This is a genomic window from Enterobacter sp. GER_MD16_1505_Eko_090 (assembly GCF_003331015.1).
GTDB classification, from domain to species: Bacteria; Pseudomonadota; Gammaproteobacteria; order Enterobacterales; family Enterobacteriaceae; genus Enterobacter; species Enterobacter roggenkampii.
In genome coordinates this window covers 1-23,013 of record NZ_PUQF01000027.1, presented here as the reverse complement: position 1 = coordinate 23,013, position 23,013 = coordinate 1, and the positions used below count along the sequence as shown (strand labels likewise).

Below are 23,013 nucleotides of genomic sequence, written 5' to 3'. Positions count from 1 at the left end.
CGGCAGAGAATCATGAGTGACAGCCAGACGCTGGTGGTAAAACTCGGTACCAGTGTGTTAACAGGCGGATCGCGCCGCCTAAATCGCGCCCACATTGTTGAGCTTGTACGTCAGTGCGCTCAGTTACATGCCGCAGGGCATCGTATTGTGATTGTGACCTCCGGGGCGATTGCCGCCGGGCGTGAACACCTGGGTTACCCCGAACTCCCCGCGACGATCGCCTCCAAACAGCTGCTGGCCGCCGTGGGACAAAGCCGACTCATTCAACTCTGGGAACAGCTGTTCTCTATCTATGGCATCCACGTCGGGCAGATGCTGCTGACGCGTGCGGATATGGAAGACAGAGAGCGCTTCCTGAACGCCCGCGATACCCTGCGTGCGCTGCTGGACAACAATATCGTTCCGGTCATTAACGAGAACGATGCCGTTGCTACCGCTGAAATCAAAGTGGGTGATAACGATAACCTCTCTGCGCTGGCCGCCATTCTGGCTGGCGCCGATAAATTACTGCTTCTGACCGATCAGCAGGGGCTGTTCACCGCCGATCCGCGCGCTAACCCGGAAGCCGAGCTGATTACCGACGTTCACGGCATCGACGATGCGCTGCGCGCCATCGCCGGTGACAGCGTGTCCGGCCTCGGAACGGGCGGTATGGGGACCAAGCTACAGGCCGCCGACGTGGCGTGCCGCGCCGGTATCGACACCATCATTGCCGCGGGCAGCCGCCCTGGCGTGATTGGCGACGTGATGGAAGGCATCTCCGTTGGCACCCGCTTCCACGCCCAGGAATCTCCGCTGGAAAACCGTAAACGCTGGATATTTGGCGCGCCGCCTGCGGGCGAACTCGTCGTTGATGAAGGGGCGACCGCCGCGATTCTGGAACGAGGAAGTTCATTACTTCCTAAAGGAATTAAAAGCGTGACAGGCAACTTCTCCCGTGGTGAAGTGATCCGCATCCGTAACCTCGAAGGCCGCGACATCGCCCACGGCGTAAGCCGCTATAACAGCGATGCCCTGCGCCGCATCGCGGGTCACCATTCGCAGCAGATCGACGCCATTCTGGGCTATGAATATGGCCCGGTTGCCGTGCATCGCGATGACATGATTATTCGTTAAGGAGCCAGAACATGCTGGAACAAATGGGCGTCGCCGCGAAGGCCGCCTCTTACAAACTGGCGCTCCTTTCCAGCCGCGAGAAAAACCGCGTGCTGGAAAAAATCGCTGATTATCTGGAATCTCAGTCCCAGGAGATTTTGCTCGCCAACGAGCAGGATTTACTGGAAGCGCGTCGCAACGGTCTGAGCGAAGCGATGCTCGACCGCCTGGCATTGACCCCGGCCCGCCTGAAAGGCATCGCCGACGATGTTCGTCAGGTCTGCAATCTGGCCGATCCGGTAGGGCAGGTGATTGACGGTGGGCTGCTGGACAGCGGTTTGCGCCTGGAGCGTCGTCGCGTGCCGCTCGGCGTTATCGGCGTTATTTATGAAGCCCGTCCAAACGTGACGGTGGATGTCGCCTCCCTGTGCCTGAAAACCGGCAACGCCGCCATTCTGCGCGGTGGGAAAGAGACCTGGCGCACCAACGCCGCGACGGTGAAAGTCATTCAGCAGGCGCTGGAAGAGTGTGGCTTACCGGCGGGTGCCGTGCAGGCAATTGAGAGCCCGGACCGCGCGCTGGTCAACGAAATGCTGCGCATGGACAAATACATCGACATGCTGATCCCACGCGGCGGCGCGGGCCTGCACAAGCTGTGCCGCGAGCAGTCGACGATCCCGGTGATCACCGGCGGTATTGGCGTGTGTCATATCGTGGTAGACGACAGCGCTGAGATTGCACCGGCGCTGAAGATTATCGTGAACGCGAAGACCCAGCGTCCAAGCACCTGTAACACCGTGGAAACGCTGCTGGTGCATCAGGGCATCGCAAACACCTTCCTGCCAGCCCTGAGCAAGCAGATGGCCGAGAGCGGCGTGACGCTGCATGCTGACGCCAGTGCGCTCGCGCTGCTGCAGGATGGCCCGGCTAACGTCGTTCCCGTCAACGCGGAGCAGTACGACGACGAGTTCCTGTCACTGGATCTGAACGTGAAAATCGTGAGCGATCTTGACGACGCGATTGCGCACATCCGTGAGCATGGCACGCAGCATTCTGACGCCATCCTGACGCGCACCATGCGCAATGCCGATCGCTTCGTGAACGAAGTGGATTCCTCTGCGGTGTATGTGAATGCCTCCACCCGCTTCACCGACGGCGGCCAGTTCGGCCTCGGCGCTGAGGTAGCGGTCAGCACGCAGAAACTGCACGCGCGCGGTCCGATGGGGCTGGAAGCGCTGACCACGTACAAGTGGATCGGCTTCGGCGACGATACGATTCGTGCGTAAATAATCACGGGTGATGCAAAAATAGCCGTTTGATTCAAAAGGGCATTGACGCATCACCCGGATAGATCTAACCTTTTGCCCCGTGGTTACACTCGTAACCGGCCTCTCAGGGCCGATATAGCTCAGTTGGTAGAGCAGCGCATTCGTAATGCGAAGGTCGTAGGTTCGACTCCTATTATCGGCACCATTAAAATCAAATTGTTACGTAAGATCTTATCATTCTCCCACCAAAAAATTATCTTAATGTAACAGCTGGTGTAAGTAAATTCTATCAACGAAGATCAATCTTATCTACTGACCAAAAAGGCCTGATAGGGCTTCGCTCACTATACATCCTTGGCTGCAGGTTTAGTTGTACACTACTCCTAAATTTAATGTGTTGGCAATGTGTTCAATAAAGCTCGAACAAATTAGCTCATTATGATCGGTTAATACTTCAACTTCTGGTTGCATGATTGTTTGTCCGTAAAAAGATAACGCGCCTGCCGGGTAGTAGCAGGCGCATTACGCAATAGGTAAACAAGGGAGGAAGTTCAGAAATGTAAATCGGGAAGGTTGTACGCAATGTTCATCGTACTACGTTGTTACGGCTTTGCCGCAACAAGCCAGTTGCCTGCCGTGCTCGCAGAATGTCTACAGCCCGGAGATAAGGGGATTGTTCCTGCCAGTTAAATCCCTTCCTGTCGATACGCACCAGTTCGTATTTTTCCACCAGAAAATTCACGGCATCGGCTAGGGTGATACCGGCATCGATGTGTTCCTTAATCACAGCCTCATTGCAGAATGGCGTGTCGTTTATTGTCAGACCATAGTGCTGTTCCAGCAGACGTGTCAGTAACATTTGCCAGACAGCCACGGGTGACAGGCAGGGCTTCGCCGCCCGCTGAGTTGTTGCAGGTAAAGTTTTCATGTTTACTCTCGTGAAGGTAATTAACTCTGAGTGGGGTAAATGGCGATGTATACGTAGCCGCAACTGCCAAGAGTATCGGCTTCGCAGGTGAAACCGTTGTGGTACAGGGTGACGCAGTGGGCGTGTTGGGGACTGAGTTCACCGGTGGTTAGCATCGACTCCATATGGCGGATAAAGTGCGGGCATGTTTCATCCAGCTTCCGGCATTCGGTGTCACTGAACCTGCCGGTGATGCTGGCCCTGTCAGCCAGATAGTGCAGTCGGTTACCCTCCTGCACCAGACGGGCTCCCAGGCGCGGCGTGATAGCCCGCTGCAGGCCCCTGGTAGGGTTGCTCATTACAGTTCTCCACTATTGCCAGTTCAGGGTGATGCTCATCAGGCAGGTATAGGGCCCATTGCGGTCCTGGCGGCGTTCGGCGTATACCGCGAGGACTCCGGCGATATCCGGAACGTCCCTGCCGGTGTAATGACAGACGCTACCGTGCCACTGGTATTTGCCGGTGCAGTAGCGAAAGATCCGGGACTCAGGATGCTGGCGGTATATCGTCATTGCCCGGCGTTTACTGATAATTTTCATGTCATACCTCACAACAGACCGTGTTCTGCGAACGAATAGATTTGCCTGCCACCGACAATCAGATGGTCAGGGACACGGATATCCACCAGCTGAAGCACCTGAACCAGTCGCTGCGTGAGGGTTTTGTCGGCCTGGCTAGGTGTCGTCTCGCCGGAAGGATGGTTATGCGCGAGTATCACCGCCGCCGCGTTGAAGTGCAGAGCACGTTTGACCACCTCCCGGGGATGCACCTCGGTGCGGTTAATCGTGCCGGTGAAGAGCGTTTCATGGGCAATCAACTGATTCTGGTTGTCCAGATACAACACCCGGAACTCTTCCCGCTCAAGCGCGGCCATATGCAGTCGCAGCCATTCACGTACGGCGTGGGTAGAGGTGAAGGCTACGCCGGGCTCATGCAGGTGGCGGTCCAGAGCCCTGAGCGCTCGCTGAATGAGACGCCGGTCCTGTGGCGTCATCTCGCCGGGTAAAAAGGAAAGCTGTTTCATCTGTTGCTCCTTCGGTCAGTCGATAATACGCAGAATGGCGTGAGCCTCTGGATGTTGCATGGCATACTCCCGCAGGCGGTAATAGTGTGCGGTCATCGCGTCACATTCTGTACGGCAGGCATGGTGGCTATACGCAATCAGGCAGACAGCAATACCTGCTGCTTCTGCACTCATTTGGGCATCGTTACCGTTCAGGCAGTTAAACAGACGCCATGTCTCATCGTTGTCAGGCTCGGGGGACATAAATGCGCCGCCATTGCTGAGGGTGTAGAACGACCAGATACCACCGCTGTAGCCCTCACAGAAGCGGTCCATCCAGGCGAAGATATGCGGCTCCAGGAGTAGCCACTGCGGGATAGCGCCAAAGTACTGTGGCCAGAAATCGATACGCTGTTCATCGGGGACCGGCGTGACGGTCAGTTCAAATTCGGGTTGGTTAGCGGGTGCGAGGTCGTGCTGCGTCTGTGTTGTCATGGGTATGTCTCCGTCAATAAAAACGCCAGCGGCGATGGCTGGCGTATGGGGATATAAAGTGTGTTCGGGGAGGTGAATGCGGGTAAATGCTTCGCGATCAGCGGGTGGCCGTGTCTGTACGGATGCCTGAGGTGCGGATATAGCGGTTAAGACCTTCACCGGCATCCGGCTCAAAGTTCCATGCCCGCCAGACCATCCGGCCTTCAGTATCACGAACCACCAGACGGAAGTGACTGCCCTGGTCGTCTTCGAGTGTGATATTGCTGTACGTGGTAGTGACCGCTTGCGCTTGTCTCCGGGTGAAAGGCCCCGGTGGCAGCAACACGGATTGGGTCATTTTCGGGCTCCTGATAAAAGAAAACCCCGGCAGCCTGCTAGCTGTCGGGGTGGATTTGCTGGGGAAGATACTACTATCAGTCGTTGCTGCAGTCTCCGAGAGTGGACAGAACTTTCTCAGCGTTCTTCCGGTCCGCAGTGAAGGTCCCTGCTTTGTGGTCATTGACGTAGACGTCGAACTGCCCGGCCTCAGAGATATTGCTGATGAAGTCAAACCAGGCGTTATCGCCGTTACGCCAGCCCAGGCTGGACGGAATAATGTACTGCTGGTGATCCATCACTACGGTGATAGTAGTGTCGTCATCGTGCGAACTGACCATCTTGTCATCGGCAAGGGTAAGAAAGACTGAATGCTGATAGAAACCATTCTGGTCCGGGTTCCCTGTGCAGTTGATGGTAAACGTCTTTCCGCTGGCTTCGGTCACGCTGTATTCCGTATTGCCCTGACCGTAACCCTGCTGCCAGAACCCCGGGATAGCAGAGGCATTAAAGCTCGCGAGCAGTACACCCGCCAGCATAAACCGACTTAGTGAAAGTATTGTCATTCTTGTCTCCTTTGTCGTTGTTTTATTCCTGGTTCTCAGGGTTTGAGGGTATCAGCAGTCGCCCCATCAGTTTGCCGTCATGGGCGTACTCAAAGTATTTTTCTTTGGTATACGGGTCCGTCACCTCCTGGTATTCCAGTTTGATGTTATCGGCAATACACAGCGCATTCATCAGTGGCTGGACGGTTTTTTCCTGCATATCCACGAGGTAGTAGTAACTGCCATCCTCGCAGCCATCGGGCGACTGGTGGGTACGTAAAACCTGCAAGGTGGGACCGGATAAGTAGTCAACCTGTGACCATTCTTCGCTGACATCATCCTGGTGGCTGACCACATCACTGAAACGCGGTGGGGTTAGATCCTTAAATTTGCTGATGGCCTTCAGGTCATCACTTCTGTTATCGCATGCGCTGAGAAACAGCGTGGTGGCAACCAGCACCAGCAGAGGCAGTGTTTTACGTTTCATTATTTTTTTCCTGAAATCAGACGAACCACTTTGGCAAAGACATAAATGCCGACGAAAATACCCACCGGCACGCCGACGAACGGTGTCAGTGCGACACTGGCCGCACCGGCTGCCCCTCCGCCCGTCAGCAGTGCGGCAACGGTGGCAAGGGTCAGGGCCGTGAGGCTGTCGGACACCCCGGTTTTGTTCAGAATGATGACGATGACAACAATGGCGATAATGGCAATAAATGGCATAGGCTCTCCCTGCGGATGAGTTGAGATAGACCTGCACTATTCCGGTGGGCTGTCGGCCGGAACAAACGCAAGCAGCGACTGCTGGATAAAGCGAAAATGGGGTAAGGCCTGAATAAACACCGGGTCTTCAACCAGACTGCACAGACTGTCGTTGCGGCGAAAAGACTCCTGCAGGGGTTGAACCAGATGGATTTCATTCAGGGTGAATACGGCGATATGTCCGTCGTGCTCTGCCACCAGATACCAGGCCTGCTGGTGGATAAGTAACCGGCAGGGAGCCAGCCGCTCACAGCGCTGCCCCTCGGCAATCAGCGTCACCCGCCTGCGCCCGGTAATGGCCTGAATCAGTCGCCAGAAAGACAATGCGCCTGATGGCGAAGGAGCCGGACTGGCGGGTGCGATTACGCAGGGAGACTCATCGCACATCAGCAGTGCGTTTACCAGACGACGGTCAAAGCCAGGGAAAAGACCGGCCATCCCGCTGCGGTGGGCAAAGATAAGCACGTCGGGCACCATCTGCGTCTCACTGCCCGCAGTACGTAAGCGGCAATATCCGGACTGATACTCCAGGTCCAGATACATCAGCCGCTCACGAAAATCACGCCGCAGCGTGCGCACCGACACACCAAACTCAGCGGCCAGCTTACGCACACTCAGTGTTTCCCCTGCCACCAGACGGCTGATTATCAGTGACAGCCTGACAGCCAGCCGGTCATGGCGGCGTTCTGCCTGTGTCATGAGACGTTCTCCGTGAAAGTTAACTGACTGAAAATGATGTGATTACTTTAAAGAGGGGGTCGGACAGGGTATGGACATCACAGAAACTATTTTTCATTTCTGCAAAAGCCAGAGGCAGCGGGGGTTACAGGCCATTCACTCAGTGAGTGAGGACCGCCAGCACGGTGCGATGCGGACAGGTGGTGTCCGATATTAACAAAGCGGCAACATTAAACGGTCACTGCAGTTGCGTGAGCATCGCTTCCGCCATCACCCACAGTGCCCGGTTAAGTTTCACGTCCCCGTCGATACCGCGAACGGCACGGGTATGTGACCGTCCTCCTTTGGCATTACGGCCACTGAGCCCACCCTTAATCAGGTTCTCCTGAATACGCTGGTACGTGGTCCACAGGTCGCTACTCTCATCTTGCCAGCGGCGCGGGGAGAGGATCTGCGACTCAGTCACCGGCTGGTGGTCCTCACCAAAGCGGTACGTCAGCGCGGCTTTTGCCAGTGCCTGCTGCGCAGGTGGTGGCAACAGCAACGACTGCATCGCATCCCGCTTCTCCTCCACACGGTCAAAAATGCCCAGCACTTCATAGGCCCCCTCAATCACCTGACTCACTACATCGCCTTTGTGCGGCACACGCACCTCGCCAAATGACTCACCGCAGACGAGCCCGTTCTGACAAACCGCACGAAATAAACCCGGCAACATCTGGTACGAACTGGTGCCATCATGGGAGTTGAGCAGGATAATTTCTGGTACCTGTTTACCGGTAATCTGCCCCTCCCGACGAAGGCGTAGCATGTGTTTTGTGTGCTCGCGTCGACCCGGGTCGCGTACCCGGGTCTGACAGGCAAAGAACGGCTGGAAGCCTTCGCGCTGAAGGCTGTCCAGCAAGGAGATGGTGGGTATATAGGTGTAGCGTTCACTACGGGATTCATGTTTGTCCTCACTGAATACACTGGGCACCACGCGAAACAGCTCTTCGCGGGTTAACGGACGGTCGCGACGGATAAGATTTGCTGCGCCAAAGCGCGAAGCCAGACGGGTCATAAGCAGACTCCTCATAACGGGAAAACAAATAAAAGGGATCCCCGTCGCATCTGCGACAGGGGCAGGGAAGTAACAGGGATGGGTTAAATACTCAGAAGAAGAAATCCCAGACGGCGCGGGCCACTGACACCACCGTGGTGCGCACGGCCTGAATGACAGCCCGTACCGGGGCGGGTATCAGGGGAAAGGCACTGATGCTATCGAGTACGGCCCCGACGGTTTCACCAAAATCGCTACGAGCCTGTTCCCGGACTACCGTCGTGCGAAAGGAAGACTGGAGTTGCGACACCACCGGGCTGGTGGCCTCACGTGGCAGGCACTTAATCATTCGCTCGGCCATCACCCGCAGTCCCCACTGAAGACGGACCGACACGGCACACACCGGATGTACGGGCTGGAACAGCTCATGCAGCAGACAGATTTTGCGGCTGATATTCTGCTTCTGCGCCGTGGACAACGGTCCCCCACCGCTGGTGGGTTCGGCCTTATCCGACTGGCTGATAACAAACAGCACCTTATGCCGGTATACCTCTCCAATCACCTGATGATAAAAATGTTCATCCACCGCCAGCGCCCGGTCATCGGCCTTAATCAGCCACAGAACCAGGTCGAGCCGGGGGAGTTGTTCGCGGTACATCGCAGCATACTCGGTATCGCGAGCACCACTTTCGCCCACGCCGGGCAGGTCCACCAGCGTCATATAGCGGTCGCCGACTTGCAGGCGAAAGCGCAGTGGCTCACGGGTACATGCAGCCACATCGCTGACCGGTGATATATCTCCGGCAAACAGGGCATTGCACAGACTGCTCTTCCCAACACCGGTTTTACCCATAATGCCGATCACTGGCTCGTAGCGGGTTAACTGATTTATCTGCTGCAATATACGTTCAGACACCCACTGTGGCAGACCAGCGAGCGATTGCTGAAACGGCTTCAATCCTTCAGAATTGTTCATTACTACTCCTCTGAAAAATAATACAAAAACGGCAGAATCGTGAGATTCCACCGTTAATCTGGTATGTTCAAAGGGATGATATATATCTGAAAATTATTAACTTGATCTACTTTTTGTCTTTTTTACGTGATGAAACAGCCTGCTGCCAAGCATGCTTCATTTTCTGAATAAAGAAATATTTTTCTTCAACTCCAGTGTCCCAACTATCCATGCATGCAATGATCATCTGTATTCTCATTGCAGTGTTATATGGTTTTAAATAGAGGGGGATCATGTTTTTATTTCTCAGATACTCCCAGCAATAGATGGCTTGTTCTTCATCTTTTTTATCTAACCAGTCATAATCAGTAAGGAATGTATTATATTGATTTAACCATTTATCATGCAACTTGCGAAAATAAGAAATTTTCTTCTTTAAGCTTGCAGGTGCAAAATCGATAAACCTCATCAGGATACAAATTCGCTCTTGTTCAGATGTTGTGTTTGGGCTGTATTCTTTGGGGTCTGCGCCAAGTGAAAAGTAAAAGTCACGCGTATATTTTTCCGGTATGTCTCTATCCTTTCCTTTTTTGCTAGGAGAAATGCCCACCTGCATTTCGGCTTGCGCTTCATCAAGTGAGAAATTTTTAATTTCATCAATGTTTTCAAATTCAAAAAAGGATGCAGAAGTTGAGTTTGGGTTGTAAATATTATCTTGTGCAAAGATATTCACGTTCGAGGAGGTTTCAGGACTGATTCTGTTGTTATATATATACATTAAGGCAAACCACGATCCTCTATCAGAACCTTTGAAACAATCGAACTTCTCTTTGTCAATGATTTTGTAATGGAACTGTTTTTTCAAGTAAGCACACGCACTTTGTATTGCTTCATTATTGAATGGGAATTTAGTGTTCAATATATGATTAATGAGTTTTTGAAATTCCTCAGGCGTGTCAAAATTACTCGCCTGCTTAATGTAATCTTCGTTGTAATACAGACTCAGAACGTAAAGGGAAAAGAACTCCTCTCTCACTTCGTCATACCTAAGCATGTACCCTCCAGTGTGATATCACATCTGTCCGATGCTTTCAAAAGTATAAATGAACCATGATGATTTGGCATCTGCAAGGTGACTGTTGACTGATTTTTTAATGATAAAGTAGTGATTACTGACTGATTAGTAAGTGATTAATGGCTGGTTTTCTCCTGTGATTTTTCTGCCTCTGGTAAATTGGGGGAGAGTACTGATCAACTCACCACTCTGAATAATTTTCATGGTTGCACTCTACAAAGTTTCGACATCCGTCAAATTGTAACGGTCAGAGAACAGCGTTACACGAGGTTTTCCGTATCTATTCATTCTCAGTCGGGTGGTTCCACGGTTCTCTCCCGATCTTTTTTACGTCACACCCCATTCATGTGGAGGAGAAGGCGTGAACAATTAGTTATCGCCTGCTCCGGTGCTCTTCTCGCAACGGGACACTCAGCATGAAAACGAAACCTGCACTACTGGAAGATGAGTTCATCGATATGAAGTTTATCACACGCCTTACTGGCCTGAGTGATAAATGGTTCTATAAGTTGATACAGGAAGGGGTATTTCCGAAACCCATTAAGATGGGTAGAGCTTCTCGCTGGTTAAAAAGCGACCTGGAGGAGTGGTTGCAGGCTAAAATTAATGATTCCAGAAATTAAATATTTTGGACTGTGTTTATCAAATTCCATGCCCTTTTTGCTGCTTAATTTTAAATGACACTCTGATCATGCACCGTGATTGAAATAAGTTATAGCCACCCCTTAATCATTTTTTTCAGACGACATTAACTTCGGAGTAAATAATTTAACACAATGAAATATCAAACCGCATCTGGCCTGAATGTTGAGTATTAATACGTGACGGATTGTTAATATATATCAGTACATAAACCCCAATATTCCAGTAATACACACCTACGCAATACACACCAAGCAATTTAGTCAGCATCACCCAACTAACATCCAACACAAACTCAATAAGCCAGATTTGATACCACCTAATTACCTCAACCATCGCGGGTAAGGTTCCGTCCTGCCCGATATTCAGATCACAGGAATCTATTATGCTTAATGATATTTATCTTGACCAACGTCATGCCCCATTCAATACAACGTATTTGCAACGGATGCTGGGTGTAATTGATAACGCTATAGCACAACACCCAAGGACAATGGCTGTCCGTGTCGATCTACGTCTGCCTGATGACAACTGTAATAGGAATAGTGGTCTGATATCCCGTTTCATTGAATCGCTTAATGCAAAAATCGATGCTCGGTACCGAAATAAAATAAAGAATGGCATCAGGAGCTACCCATGCCAGTTGCGTTACGCCTGGGTTCGGGAAGTGGGAGAAATAAACGAGAAGTCCCATTACCACATGGTACTTTTCGTGAACAAAGACACATTCAATGGACTTGGGAGCTATGGAGAAGGGGGAACGGGATTAGCCAGCCTGATACGTGAAGCCTGGCTGAGCGCTTTGCAACTAGGCCCTTACCCCGAATACCGAACGTTGGTCCACATCCCAGATAATCCCCTGTATTATCTGGATGCCAACGCCACAGACTATCGTGCGGTTTACGATAAGCTCACTTTCCGTCTGAGCTACTTTGCGAAGGAACGGACCAAGTCATACAGCCGAGATGAACGCTCGTTTGGCTGCAGTCAGTCCTGATATAAATCCTGCTGCCCAGCCTAGGTATTAGAGCCAGCCCCTTAGCTTGGCTCTAATACCTGCTTTTGAGTCTTTAAGGCTTCAGACAATTGCCTGTGGGGTCACTGGGGCCACTTGGCACTGCAATCCCTTGGGTAACATCAAGAGTAGTGATAGCACGACTTACAGTGAGGTTGCGCTGGGCAATGTGCGGATAGCAACCCGAAAACCGGAGTGCAGGTGACCTGGCATGGGGTTAGCCTAGGTAGTCTGCGAACGTCTGACGGTACAGTTTGCAGAATCGATACGTTGGCCTGTCTGAAGCGTGCCGATGATAGTAGACCTCCCTCGTGGTTGATGGGGAAATGATCACTTGATTTGCGCGAGGTTTAGGGAAGGTACGAATGTTTACCGAGTAATGAATAATCGGCAGAACAAAAAATAGTCAGTTGAGTAACGCCAAAGGTTGATGATGCTTGCACTGACGGTATTCAGTAGCTAATTTAGCTAAATTAGCTGTATTAATTTACTTGGAGTCATTAGTGTCTGAACAAGAGATCTATCAGCAGATCAAGCATGCCTTGTCAGTTGCACCTCGCAACCAATATACAGTCGAGCTACATCTGCAAATGCTCAAATATGCAGATGAGCTTAAACACGTGACTTCGCGGGAGTTTTGTGAAGGGGTTGGGCTCAAAGAGAGCCTTGGTACCGAATTCAGCAAGATGCGTAATCTGACTACTCGACTAAAGCTTGCTGGGCTCGATACCTACAAGCTCTAATATCGTTCAACTTCGCGAAAACCGGTTTATAAACCAGCAAGTTATTAAGGAACAACATGCTCAAGCTCGAAGAGATCAAGAAAGATGCTCAGGTCCGCGGCATTGTCGAAGGGCAAGTGGTTCGCGTGGTGACAGTGGAGCAGATCGGTGAGCACGCTCTGACTGTTTACTACAAAGACAGTAAGGGCGTATTGGCAGAACGCATGTTGTTTCGAAGTGATGAGATGGCGCTTGAGCTCGCGACAGTGGGCCGAGCATGGGCTTTTGATGCTGACGGAGGCGATTTCAAACTGGGGCTGGAAGCATATCGGATATCACAGGCAGCTCTGTTTGATCCGATGATGGCTGTCAACATGGCCAATGTTGACCCCTTGCCGCACCAAATTTCAGCTGTTTACGAATATATGCTACCTAAGCAGCCGCTGCGCTATGTCTTGGCCGATGATCCTGGCGCGGGCAAAACGATTATGGCTGGCTTGTTCATTTCTGAGCTGCTGCTGCGAGCTGATGCCAGACGGATTATGGTGGTATCGCCTGGCTCACTGACCGAACAATGGCAAGACGAACTATTTGAAAAGTTTGGCCTGCAATTTGAAATCTTCAGCAAAGAAAAGCAGGAACAGTGTGCAACGGGCAATTTCTTTACCGAAACAGATCGCCTGATTTGCCGTCTGGATCAGCTTTCCCGTAGCGAAGAGCTACAAGAAAAGCTGCGTAATACCGACTGGGATTTGATCATCGTCGACGAAGCGCACAAACTCTCAGCGAACTATTTTGGTAACAAAATCAATAAAACCAAGCGCTTCACACTGGGAGAGCTGCTTGGATCTATTTGCCGCCATTTTTTGTTGATGACAGCCACGCCACACAACGGCAAGGAAGAAGACTTTCAGGTCTGGATGTCACTGCTCGATAGTGATCGATTCTATGGCAAGTTTCGCGAAGGCGCCCATAAAGTCGATATTACTGACATGATGCGCAGAATGGTGAAAGAAGAGCTATTGACCTTTGATGGCACACCGTTATTTCCTGAGCGTCGAGCCTATACAGCCAACTATGATCTTTCTCCTCTCGAAGCAAGTCTTTATGAGCAGGTCACCACGTATGTAAGAGAAGAGATGAATCGAGCCGACAAACTCGACAACAAGAAAAAAAACACAGTTGGCTTTGCACTAACACAATTGCAACGACGATTGGCATCCAGCCCGGAGGCGATCTATCAATCGTTAAAACGACGTCGTAATCGTCTTAAAGACAAGCTTGCAGAAATGAAGCTGTTGGCCCGTGGCCAGAAGGCGAAACAAACAGGTGTGGCTGAAACGCTGGGTAGCTATACAGTGACTAAACAGCTCGATTTACCGGATAATTGGGACGAACTGGATGAAGACTTAAGCGCCGAAGAGTACGAACTCTATGCTGAGCAAGTAGCAGATCAGGCTACTGCAGCCGAGACCATATTAGAGCTCGACGCCGAAATCCTGTCACTCAAGGATCTGGAAAAACAAGCACTGCTGTTGGTGCAATCAGGTAATGATAAAAAGTGGGAACAGCTATCCGCTTTACTGCAAGACTCGCCGGAAATGAAAAACCGCGATGGTAGTCGTCGCAAACTGATCATCTTTACCGAGCATAAAGACACGCTCAATTACTTGCGTCAACGAGTCGGTGATCTGCTTGGCCAGTCAAATGCTGTCAGGGTGATTTACGGCGGAACCAACCGTGATGAGCGGCGTAAAATCCAGAGTGAGTTTCGCAGTGACCCCACAGTGTTGGTGCTCATTGCCACCGACGCTGCGGGTGAAGGTGTCAACCTGCAAAACGCCAACTTGATGGTCAACTATGACCTGCCATGGAACCCCAATCGACTGGAACAGCGCTTTGGCAGGATTCACCGAATTGGCCAAAAAGAGGTGTGCCACCTGTGGAACATTGTCGCCAATGAAACCCGTGAAGGTGAAGTATTCCAAAAACTGTTCGCCAAGTTAGAAATTGAGAAACAAGCACTTGGCGGCAAAGTATTCGATATCTTGGGGGAGGCGTTCGATAACGTTTCACTCAAACAGTTGCTAATGGATGCCATTCGCTATGGAGAAGATCCTGCTGTGCGCGCCAGAATGGACCAAGCAATTGAGGGGGCACTGGACAGCGACCACCTCAAGGAGATCATGCGCCGCAACGCCCTGGTGGAATCCCACATGGGAATGGAAGGGCTGTACGCCATCAAAGAGCAGATGGAAAAAGCCGAAGCGCGCCGTTTGCAGCCCTTTTTTATCCGAGCCTTCTTTCAGGAGGCCTTCCAAAGGTTGGGGGGCGATTTGCGCGAGCGCGAACAAGGCCGATACGAGATCAGGCATGTCCCAGCTGTTATCCGCGAGCGAGATCGCACCATAGGGGAAAGCCGTACGCCGGTACTACCGCGTTACGAGCGGGTCTGCTTCGAAAAGCAGTTAACTCGTCCTACTGGCAAGGTGTTAGCTGAGCTGTTGCATCCGGTGCATCCTCTGATGCATTCCGTGCTGGACCTTACCTTGCAAGCCCATCGCGGCAAACTGAAACAGGGCGCCGTGTTGGTTGATCCGGCTGATGATGGTAATGAACCCCACCTGATCATTATGTTGGAACACACGGTCAGAGAAACGGCGGAACAAGCAAAAAGTATCGCCTCCCGCCGCTTGCAATTTGTTGCGATAGATAGGGCCTGTCAGGCCAGTTATGCAGGCTGGGCGCCACACTTGGACTTAGTGCCCATCAGCGAGGGGGACTTGGCACTAGTACAAGATATTCTCTGCTCCCCTTGGTTATCCCAACCACTGGAACCACTGGCACTGCAGCTGGCCTCTGAAAAACTGGTGCCAGAGCATTTTGCTGAAGTAAAAAACCGGCGTGAGCTGCAGGCAGACAAAACTTTGGCAGCAGTACATGAGCGCTTGATCAAAGAAATCAACTATTGGCAAGACCGCTATCTCAAACTTAGTGATGATGTGAAGTCTGGCAAGCAGCCCAGAATGCAGCCAGAAAACGCGCGTCGGCGCGTTGATGAACTTACCGCCCGTTTACAGCAGCGCACAGCTGAACTCACTGCGCTCAAGCAGGTGGTCTCCAGCACCCCGGTGGTCATTGGTAGTGCTCTGGTGATCCCGCAGGGGCTATTGGCCAAACGTAAGGGGGAGGTCATGTTTAGCCCCGATGCGGCTAGCCGCGCCCATATAGAACGGGCCGCGATGCAGGCGGTAACCGATGCGGAACAAGCGTTAGGCCACATGGTTATTGATGTAGCAGCGGATAAATGTGGATGGGATCTCACCGCGCGCCCGCCACTCAAAAGTGATGGCTCCTTGCCACAAGATCGTCACATTGAAGTGAAAGGCCGCAGCAAAGGACAGACGACCATCACCGTCAGTCGTAATGAGATCCTCTATGCCCTCAATCAGGCAGACAAATTTTTGCTGGCCATCGTACTGGTAGAGGGGGACAAGGCTGAAGGCCCGTACTACCTTCGCCAACCTTTCACCAAAGAACCCGATCTGGGAGTGGCGAGCATCAATTACGACTTAGCGGATTTGCTGGCACGATCCACCGATGCTGAAGGAAGCTTATGAAAATTGAACAAGTTAGCTTAAAAAACTTTCGATGTTTTGAGCAGCTCGATGTGACTTTCCACCCGCAGTTGACTGTGTTAATCGCCCCCAATGGTACGGGTAAAACTACGATCCTTGATGCAGTACGCATTGCGCTATGGACCTTTGTCAAAGGCTTTGATCTAGGTAGCCAAACAGGCAAGTCGGCCGCCATTCAGATTGAAGATATGCGTATTGAACGCCGCGGGCAAGAAATGGAACCGATATTACCCACACTGACCAGAAGGCAGCGTCACCCAGTTGTACAAATACGTGACATGCTGGGGTTGAATAAGGATCCAAATCTGGTCATTGAACGGAAAAAATGGTTCACCCAAGCTGTAACTATGCTAAAAACGGCGCCAGACGATTTTGATCAATTTTTGCAGTCATCGCCTTTTCGCGCGCTGATTGCTGCATCCATTTAATGTTGGAAAAATCATGACACCCATCAAATCCCCCAAAAAACTGATTGAGGTGGCGCTGCCGCTCGATGATATCAATGCAGCCTGCGCTCATGAAAAACAACCAGGTATAGGTTCTCATCCTAGAGGCCTCCACCTTTGGTGGGCGCGTCGTCCTTTGCCTGCCGCACGGGCGGTCATCTTTGCCCAGATGGTTAACGACCCCGGTTATCAGCAAGGGGCGGGGTTTAAGTATGGGGTTAACAAGCAAGAAGCCGCCAAGAAGCGTGAAAAGCTGTTTAATATCCTGCGCGAGCTGGTGAAGTGGGAAAACACCAATAACGAAGCGGTACTTAATCAGGCGCGCGCGGCCATCATGGAGAGCTGGCGCGAAATCTGTGCTCTTAATAAAGACCACCCAGATGCGGCCAAACTGTTTAACCCCGATAAATTGCCCGGCTTTCACGACCCCTTCGCTGGCGGCGGCGCGCTGCCGTTGGAGGCCCAGCGTTTGGGACTTGAGTCCTATGCCTCCGACCTAAATCCGGTGGCGGTCACGATTAACAAAGCCATGATAGAAATCCCGCCCAAGTTTGCTGGCCGTAAGCCAGTGGGGCCAGACGTGCCAAGCGATAAGACCAGCAAGAAAAAAGCGACTCAGGATGCCTTTGAAGACTGGTCTGGTGCCAAGGGGCTGGCGGAAGATGTGCGCCGCTATGGCGTCTGGATGCGCGAGCAGGCGCAAGCGCGCATCGGCCATCTCTACCCTAAGATGCTGATCACCGAGGCGATAGTCGCCGAGCGCCCGGATCTGGCGCCTTACCAAGGTGATGAGTTGACAGTGATTGCCTGGCTGTGGGCGCGCACAGTGAAGAGCCCGAGCCCGGCCTTTGCCCATGTCGAGGTGCCGCTTGCCTCCACCTTTATTTTGTCATCTAAAGCCGGTAAAGAGGCCTATGTTGAGCCGGTGGTGCAGGGGGATCGCTACCACTTTACCGTTAAGATCGGTACACCACCTGAATCGGCTAAAGGCGGCACCACCGCGGGCAAGCGGGCGGCTTTTATCTGCCTGATGTCTGGCTCGCCTATCGATTACAAATATATTCGCAGTGAAGGTCGCGCCGGGCGCATGGGACAGCGACTTATGGCGATTATCGCGGAAGGTAAAAAGGGACGAGTGTATCTCTCTCCGACCGATGAACACCTTGCTGTTGCACTGCAAGCAAGACCTGAATGGTCACCCGAAATGGCCTTGCCCAATAACCCCCGTGATTTTAAAACACCTAATTACGGTTTGGATAAATTCGGCGATTTGTTCACTGCCCGACAATTGGTGGCATTGAACACCTTCTCCGAGCTGGTGAGTGAAGCCATTACTCGCTGCCGCGAAGATGCTCTTTCTGCTGGGATGGCGGATGATGGTGTCGGGCTCGATTCTGGCGGTTCTGGTGCAACGGCTTATTCACAGGCTGTTGGCGTTTATCTGGCTTTTGCAATAGATCGTCTAGCAGACTACGGTAGTTCGATTGCGACCTGGAAGCCCTCTGGTGAGCAAGTTATGCAGACTTATAAGCGTCAGGCATTGCCGATGACGTGGGATTTCCCTGAGTCTAACTTTATGATTGATAAGTCAATCTGTTTTATTAATGCCATTAAATATTCAGCAGATAATCTCTGTGCAACATTTCCACTAGGGGTGAGAATTGGAGGGTATTCTAAACAAGCTGATGCCCAAAACCAGACAGTGAGTCGTGATAAAGTAATCTCAACCGATCCTCCGTACTACGACAATATCGGTTATGCCGATTTGTCGGACTTTTTCTATATCTGGCTGCGCAAATCACTGCGCCCGATCTTCCCCGGGCTCTATGCCACCATGGCGGTACCTAAAGCTGAGGAACTGGTGGCGACCCCCTATCGCCATGGCAGCAAAGCCGGTGCCGAGGCCTTCTTTCTGGATGGCATGGGTAAGGCTATTCGCCAACTAGCCGAGCAGGCACACCCGGCATTTCCGGTCACCATTTATTACGCCTTTAAACAGTCCGAGACCAAGGTGGACGGCACGTCCAGCGCCGGTTGGGAGACCTTCTTACAGGCAGTGATCGATGCCGGTTTCTCTATCTCCGGTACTTGGCCGATACGAACTGAACTTGCTAACCGAATGATTGCATCTGGCACTAATGCGTTGGCCTCCAGCGTGGTGCTGGTGTGCAATAAGCGCGCGGCGAATGCCGACAGCATCAGCCGCCGTCAGTTTATCCGCGAACTTAACCGGGTATTGCCTGAGGCGCTGGATGAAATGACCCAGGGCAGTATCGATGCCCTGGGGATAAGCCAATCAGCGGTGGCGCCGGTGGACTTGTCGCAAGCCATTATTGGCCCCGGTATGGGCATCTTCAGTAAATATTCCGCGGTGCTCGAAGCTGATGGCAGCAAGATGAGCGTGAAGACAGCACTGCAACTGATTAACCGCTTCTTGGCCGAAGATGACTTTGACAACGATACCCAATTCTGCCTGCACTGGTTTGAACAGCAGGGCTGGCGCGTGGGTAAGTTCGGTGAAGCCGACGTATTAGCCCGCGCCAAGGGCACCAGCGTGGCAGGCTTGCAAGAGGCCGGAGTGATAAGTAGCGGCCAGGGTGAGGTGCAACTACTCAAATGGGCCGAATTGCCCACTGACTGGGCGCCAGAGCGCGATAACCGTACTCCGGTATGGGAAGGACTGCACCAGCTTATTCGTATCCTCAACAGCGAAGGTGCCAGCGGCGCCGGTGCCATGCTGGGGAGACTCTCAGACAAGAGCGATGCGATCCGCTCCCTGGCTTATCGCCTTTATACCCTCTGCGAGCGTAAAGGTTGGGCCCAAGATGCCCGCGCCTATAACGAACTCGTCACCGCGTGGGATGCGATGCAAAGCGCCATGTCCGACAGTGGGCAAGTGGGGGAAAGCTATAGCCTGGATCTCTAAAGACGAGGAGCCGAAGGTTCCTGAGCAGAGAGGCAACGACACCTCTTTGCTCAATAAATTTGGAGCCCCAAGCCAATATTGAATTGGATTGAAACGGATAATGAAATTATGAGTCTGAAACCTTGGCGCGAGATTGCGCGCCCGCATCGCGATGTACTGGAAGGCACCTTTAAACAGTCGGAATTTGCGGCAGATATTACTCAGGTCGCTAATGGCTCTGCACCAGCAGAATATCAGGATGCTGAGCAGTTTTTTGCGCGCACCTTTATCACAGAAGGGATGCGCTTGTTATTGGGGTCGGTCGCCGAGCGGCTGGCAGGCAAGGGCGGCGACCCGGTGATCCAACTGCAAACGGCTTTTGGTGGCGGTAAAACTCACACCATGCTTGCGGTCTATCACTTAGCCTCACGCACAGTGACCACGGATCGCTTGCAGGGTATTCCGCCGATTTTGGATGCGGCAGGAATTCATGACTTACCTGGTGCCCGAGTGGCGGTGATCGATGGGATTAACCTGTCGGTGAGCCAAGCGCGTACGCACGGTGTGATCCATGCCAATACTCTGTGGGGGGAGTTAGCCTGGCAACTTTTGGGCGATGAAGGCTATGAGCTAGTGGCGGACAGTGACCGCGACGGCACATCACCAGGCAAAGAGCAGTTAGTCAAATTGCTGACCAAGGCGGCACCCTGTGTGGTGTTGATGGATGAGCTGGTGGCTTTTTTGCGCCAGTTGGAAGTGGGCAAGCAGTTTAATGCCGGAACCTTCGACTCCAATATCACCTTTATTCAGGCGCTGACTGAAGCGATGAAGTCGGTACCCAATGCCATGTTGTTGGCTTCTTTGCCTGAGTCGGCCTTGGAAGTGGGTGGCACTATGGGGCAGAAGGCGCTGGATTCGCTGGAGAAATATTTTGCTCGGGTTGAGTCGGTATGGAAGCCGGTAGCCACTGAAGAGGCCTTTGAGATTGTGCGCCGTCGTTTGTTTGAGTCGGCTGGTGATGCCGCTCAGGTGCAGGGTATTGCGCAGCAGTATGCTGATTTCTATCGCCAGCATGCGCAGGAGTTTCCGAACGAAACACAATCCAGCCACTATTACGACCGACTGTGCAAGTCATACCCGATCCACCCGGAGGTATTTGACCGGCTTTATGAGGACTGGTCGACGCTGGATAAGTTTCAGCGCACCCGTGGGGTGTTGCAATATATGGCGATAGTGATCCATCGCTTGTGGGTCGCGGATAACCGCGATGCACTGATCATGCCGGGGTCGTTGCCCCTTGATGACAGCAATGTGCGTGGCAAGAGCATTCATTATTTGCCACAAGGCTGGGAACCGGTCATAGAAAAAGAGGTGGATGGCTCGCGCTCTGAAGCGGCAGATATCGATAATCAAGATACCCGTTTTGGCCAATTCCACGCCGCTCGCAGGGTGATGCGTACCCTGTTTTTGGGTAGTGCACCCAGTACAGGCGATCAGATGCATCGCGGCCTGCTGGCTGAGCGGATTATGCTGGGCGCCTGCTCGCCCGGGCAAACAGTGGCCACCTTTAAGGATGTGTTGGTTCGGCTGCGTGATCGTCTGACCTACCTTTATGGCGATAAAGATCGTTTTTGGCTGGATACTAAGCCTAATCTGCGTCGGGAAATGGAAACCCGTAAGAGTAAAGTCAGTGAACGTGAAGAGTTGACGCCGCTGCTTAAGAAGTCAGTGACTGCGTGTTTTGGCTCCCAGCACTGTTTTGCCGGGATACATGTTTTCACACCTTCCAGCGATGTGCTTGATGAATACGGCAATGGACCGCGTTTGGTGGTACTGGAGCCGTCGGCATTTTCTGCTTATAGCCGTAGTAGCAGTACTAATCAGGCATTCAAAGCAGCCGAAGTGATCTTGTTTAAACGTGGTGAGCAACCACGTGTGAAACAAAATCGGCTGTTCTTTCTCGCTGCCGATTATGACAGTCTGAATCGTTTGAAAGATCAGGGGAGAACGTATCTGGCCTGGCACTCTATCGTTACCGATATCGAAAACGGAGTGTTGAATCAGGATCTGGCGCATTTGACCCAAGCCAAGGGTAATCGCGATACGGCGAAGAAGCAGTTTGATAGCTTGGTCCGCGACACTTATAAGTGGCTACTGGCGCCGCTGCAGGATCCCGGTCAGCAGCTAGAGTGGGAGGTGTCGCAAATCTCTTCCAGCTCACCTAAATTAATTCAGGAAATTGAAAGTAAACTGGCTGAAGAGGAGTGGTTGATCAAGGAGTGGTCACCGGTTCATCTGCGTAATTTGTTGGAAAAGTACTATTTTGCCAACGGGGCAGAGTCAGTCAGTGCAGTGAAGGTCTGGCAGGATGCCTGTCAGTACCTCTATATGCCTCGTTTAGTTAATGACCAAATATTGCGTCGAACTGTAGAAGAGGCTGTCAAGAGTACCGATTTCTTCGCTTTTGCGTCCGGTATACGTGACGATCGCTTTGAAGGGTTTGCTTTTGGCAAATCATCCACCGTGTTTTTGGATGAGAACAGCGTTCTGATTAGCCGGGATGCTGCGCTGCGCTATCAAGCCAAGTTGGAGCAAGAAGCCCGTGAAAAGAGTGAAGAAGAGCGTAAGAGGGTTGATCCGGATAAAGACGGCCACGATGGGACCGATAAGGACGAATCGGGTGACGGCAAGGACACGGATACAGGTTCTGGAACTGGTCAAGTGATTATAACAGAGAGCCAGAAAACACGGTTTTATGGTTCAGTACGACTTGATGCCATCAGAGCCAAAATGGATTTTGCTAATATCATGGACGAGGTGGTGCAAAATTTTGCCAGCCAATACGGTGTTGAGGTAGAGATCTCCATTGAGATTAATGCCCGCTCTGAGAAAGGGTTTGATGCAAATTTACAGCGAGCTATCAAAGAAAACTGCAGTATGCTGAAATTCGGTAATGCTGAATTTGAAGAGTAAAACGCAAAAAAATGAAGGCCGGATTTTCCGGCCTTTTTCACATCCAATGCTGCGGAATAGTGAGTTCGAAGGATTGTGCGGCATAGCGCAGCATACTCAAAATTTCACTGTGTCTGGCTTTGTCAATGACATGCCCGGCCTTGCGCTGCTCCAACATCTTCTGCAGCTCCGGCAAGTTAAACATGCCAAGACGATGGAAGTTACCCCAAGTAGGTTGGCCAAATAGGTTGTAGATCACCACTGTGCTATCTCGTTCACTGGCCAGGCGTTTTTCACCGAGGAGCTTCGTCAGTGCTTCTTCGGCTTCATTTTTGTCATCATAGGTGTTTAGCAGTTTCATTGTCGGATTTTCTGGCATAATTTAAGCTGCAGATTCTAGCAAAAATGTTGACTTAACTGTAAGCGTGCAGTGAGAACCGTATTGACGAAGTGAAGCTGGTCAGGCAGGCAGAGTAACCCGCCACGGGAGCAGAGC

General features: G+C 52.0%; 23 protein-coding genes and 1 tRNA gene. 10 read left to right on the top strand and 14 right to left on the bottom strand.

The genetic code is table 11. The features are described 5' to 3' along the window. Positions 1-12: 12 nt before the first annotated feature. From proB to C6A40_RS22765, 3 genes are all read left to right on the top strand, one after another. The gene (gene proB / locus C6A40_RS22775; RefSeq protein ID WP_021242883.1) at positions 13-1,116 is read left to right on the top strand and encodes a glutamate 5-kinase; all 1,104 of its coding nucleotides are present in this window, start codon (positions 13-15) and stop codon (positions 1,114-1,116) included. 11 nt (positions 1,117-1,127) lie between these two features. Further along, on the top strand, positions 1,128-2,381 hold the full coding sequence (gene proA, locus C6A40_RS22770) for a glutamate-5-semialdehyde dehydrogenase (RefSeq protein WP_045335365.1): 1,254 nt from the start codon (positions 1,128-1,130) through the stop codon (positions 2,379-2,381). Between the two features lie 111 nt (positions 2,382-2,492). Next, positions 2,493-2,568 (top strand) — tRNA-Thr (locus C6A40_RS22765). A gap of 381 nt (positions 2,569-2,949) precedes the next feature. On the opposite strand, the gene ykfI is transcribed toward C6A40_RS22765, so the two are convergent. The 13 genes from ykfI to C6A40_RS22700 all read right to left on the bottom strand — a co-directional run bounded on the left by ykfI (position 2,950) and on the right by C6A40_RS22700 (position 10,176). Further along, the gene (gene ykfI, locus C6A40_RS22760; protein WP_008324514.1) at positions 2,950-3,291 is read right to left on the bottom strand and encodes a type IV toxin-antitoxin system toxin YkfI; all 342 of its coding nucleotides are present in this window, start codon (positions 3,289-3,291) and stop codon (positions 2,950-2,952) included. Positions 3,292-3,311: 20 nt separating this feature from the next. Then, positions 3,312-3,629 carry a type IV toxin-antitoxin system YeeU family antitoxin gene (locus C6A40_RS22755; RefSeq protein ID WP_008324516.1) on the bottom strand — a complete coding sequence of 106 codons (318 nt, stop codon included), beginning with the start codon at positions 3,627-3,629 and terminating at the stop codon, positions 3,312-3,314. Between the two features lie 12 nt (positions 3,630-3,641). After that, positions 3,642-3,869 carry a DUF987 domain-containing protein gene (locus C6A40_RS22750; RefSeq protein ID WP_008324517.1) on the bottom strand — a complete coding sequence of 76 codons (228 nt, stop codon included), beginning with the start codon at positions 3,867-3,869 and terminating at the stop codon, positions 3,642-3,644. An 8-nt stretch (positions 3,870-3,877) separates the two neighbouring features. After that, positions 3,878-4,354, bottom strand: a complete 477-nt coding sequence (locus C6A40_RS22745) for a JAB domain-containing protein (protein WP_000811693.1) — start codon at positions 4,352-4,354, stop codon at positions 3,878-3,880. Positions 4,355-4,369: 15 nt separating this feature from the next. Next, the gene (locus C6A40_RS22740) at positions 4,370-4,828 is read right to left on the bottom strand and encodes an antirestriction protein (RefSeq protein WP_000211838.1); all 459 of its coding nucleotides are present in this window, start codon (positions 4,826-4,828) and stop codon (positions 4,370-4,372) included. A 97-nt stretch (positions 4,829-4,925) separates the two neighbouring features. Continuing rightward, positions 4,926-5,165, bottom strand: a complete 240-nt coding sequence (locus C6A40_RS22735) for a DUF905 domain-containing protein (protein ID WP_000194654.1) — start codon at positions 5,163-5,165, stop codon at positions 4,926-4,928. Between the two features lie 76 nt (positions 5,166-5,241). Continuing rightward, positions 5,242-5,709, bottom strand: coding sequence for a protein YkfB (gene ykfB, locus C6A40_RS22730; RefSeq protein WP_001547765.1), 468 nt, complete (start codon positions 5,707-5,709; stop codon positions 5,242-5,244). Between the two features lie 22 nt (positions 5,710-5,731). After that, positions 5,732-6,175: a YfjS/YafY family lipoprotein gene (locus C6A40_RS22725; protein ID WP_008324520.1), complete on the bottom strand. Its 444-nt coding sequence runs from the start codon at positions 6,173-6,175 to the stop codon at positions 5,732-5,734. After that, positions 6,175-6,411, bottom strand: a complete 237-nt coding sequence (ypjK, locus tag C6A40_RS22720; protein ID WP_001115854.1) for a protein YpjK — start codon at positions 6,409-6,411, stop codon at positions 6,175-6,177. Before ypjK ends, C6A40_RS22725 begins: the two co-directional genes overlap by 1 nt. A 36-nt stretch (positions 6,412-6,447) precedes the next feature. Beyond that, a complete protein-coding gene (locus C6A40_RS22715) occupies positions 6,448-7,149 on the bottom strand; it encodes a DeoR family transcriptional regulator (RefSeq protein ID WP_008324530.1) in 702 nt (233 codons plus the stop codon). A gap of 217 nt (positions 7,150-7,366) precedes the next feature. Next, entirely contained in the window at positions 7,367-8,188 is an 822-nt protein-coding gene (locus tag C6A40_RS22710; protein WP_001548934.1) for a DUF932 domain-containing protein, read from the bottom strand. A gap of 91 nt (positions 8,189-8,279) precedes the next feature. Continuing rightward, a complete protein-coding gene (locus C6A40_RS22705) occupies positions 8,280-9,143 on the bottom strand; it encodes a GTPase family protein (protein WP_001548935.1) in 864 nt (287 codons plus the stop codon). Positions 9,144-9,249: 106 nt separating this feature from the next. Then, entirely contained in the window at positions 9,250-10,176 is a 927-nt protein-coding gene (locus tag C6A40_RS22700) for a hypothetical protein (RefSeq protein WP_047363202.1), read from the bottom strand. A 437-nt stretch (positions 10,177-10,613) separates the two neighbouring features. Between C6A40_RS22700 and C6A40_RS22695 the strand changes: the two genes are divergently transcribed. The 7 genes from C6A40_RS22695 to C6A40_RS22660 all read left to right on the top strand — a co-directional run bounded on the left by C6A40_RS22695 (position 10,614) and on the right by C6A40_RS22660 (position 22,538). After that, positions 10,614-10,820, top strand: coding sequence for a helix-turn-helix transcriptional regulator (locus C6A40_RS22695; RefSeq protein ID WP_001547758.1), 207 nt, complete (start codon positions 10,614-10,616; stop codon positions 10,818-10,820). A gap of 404 nt (positions 10,821-11,224) precedes the next feature. Then, complete coding sequence (locus tag C6A40_RS22685; RefSeq protein ID WP_008325050.1) at positions 11,225-11,836, top strand: inovirus Gp2 family protein; 612 nt, start codon at positions 11,225-11,227, stop codon at positions 11,834-11,836. Positions 11,837-12,357: 521 nt separating this feature from the next. Beyond that, complete coding sequence (locus tag C6A40_RS22680) at positions 12,358-12,597, top strand: HTH-like domain-containing protein (RefSeq protein WP_008325051.1); 240 nt, start codon at positions 12,358-12,360, stop codon at positions 12,595-12,597. Positions 12,598-12,653: 56 nt separating this feature from the next. After that, positions 12,654-16,196 (top strand): helicase-related protein, encoded by a 3,543-nt coding sequence (locus C6A40_RS22675; RefSeq protein ID WP_114191419.1) that lies wholly within the window; start codon positions 12,654-12,656, stop codon positions 16,194-16,196. Continuing rightward, positions 16,193-16,642, top strand: a complete 450-nt coding sequence (locus C6A40_RS25360; RefSeq protein ID WP_073970868.1) for an AAA family ATPase — start codon at positions 16,193-16,195, stop codon at positions 16,640-16,642. Before C6A40_RS22675 ends, C6A40_RS25360 begins: the two co-directional genes overlap by 4 nt. A 13-nt stretch (positions 16,643-16,655) precedes the next feature. Then, positions 16,656-19,586: a DUF1156 domain-containing protein gene (locus C6A40_RS22665; protein ID WP_047363206.1), complete on the top strand. Its 2,931-nt coding sequence runs from the start codon at positions 16,656-16,658 to the stop codon at positions 19,584-19,586. 108 nt (positions 19,587-19,694) lie between these two features. After that, a complete protein-coding gene (locus C6A40_RS22660; protein WP_114191418.1) occupies positions 19,695-22,538 on the top strand; it encodes an ATP-binding protein in 2,844 nt (947 codons plus the stop codon). Positions 22,539-22,575: 37 nt separating this feature from the next. On the opposite strand, the gene C6A40_RS22655 is transcribed toward C6A40_RS22660, so the two are convergent. After that, entirely contained in the window at positions 22,576-22,878 is a 303-nt protein-coding gene (locus tag C6A40_RS22655; protein ID WP_047363209.1) for a hypothetical protein, read from the bottom strand. Positions 22,879-23,013: the final 135 nt, after the last annotated feature.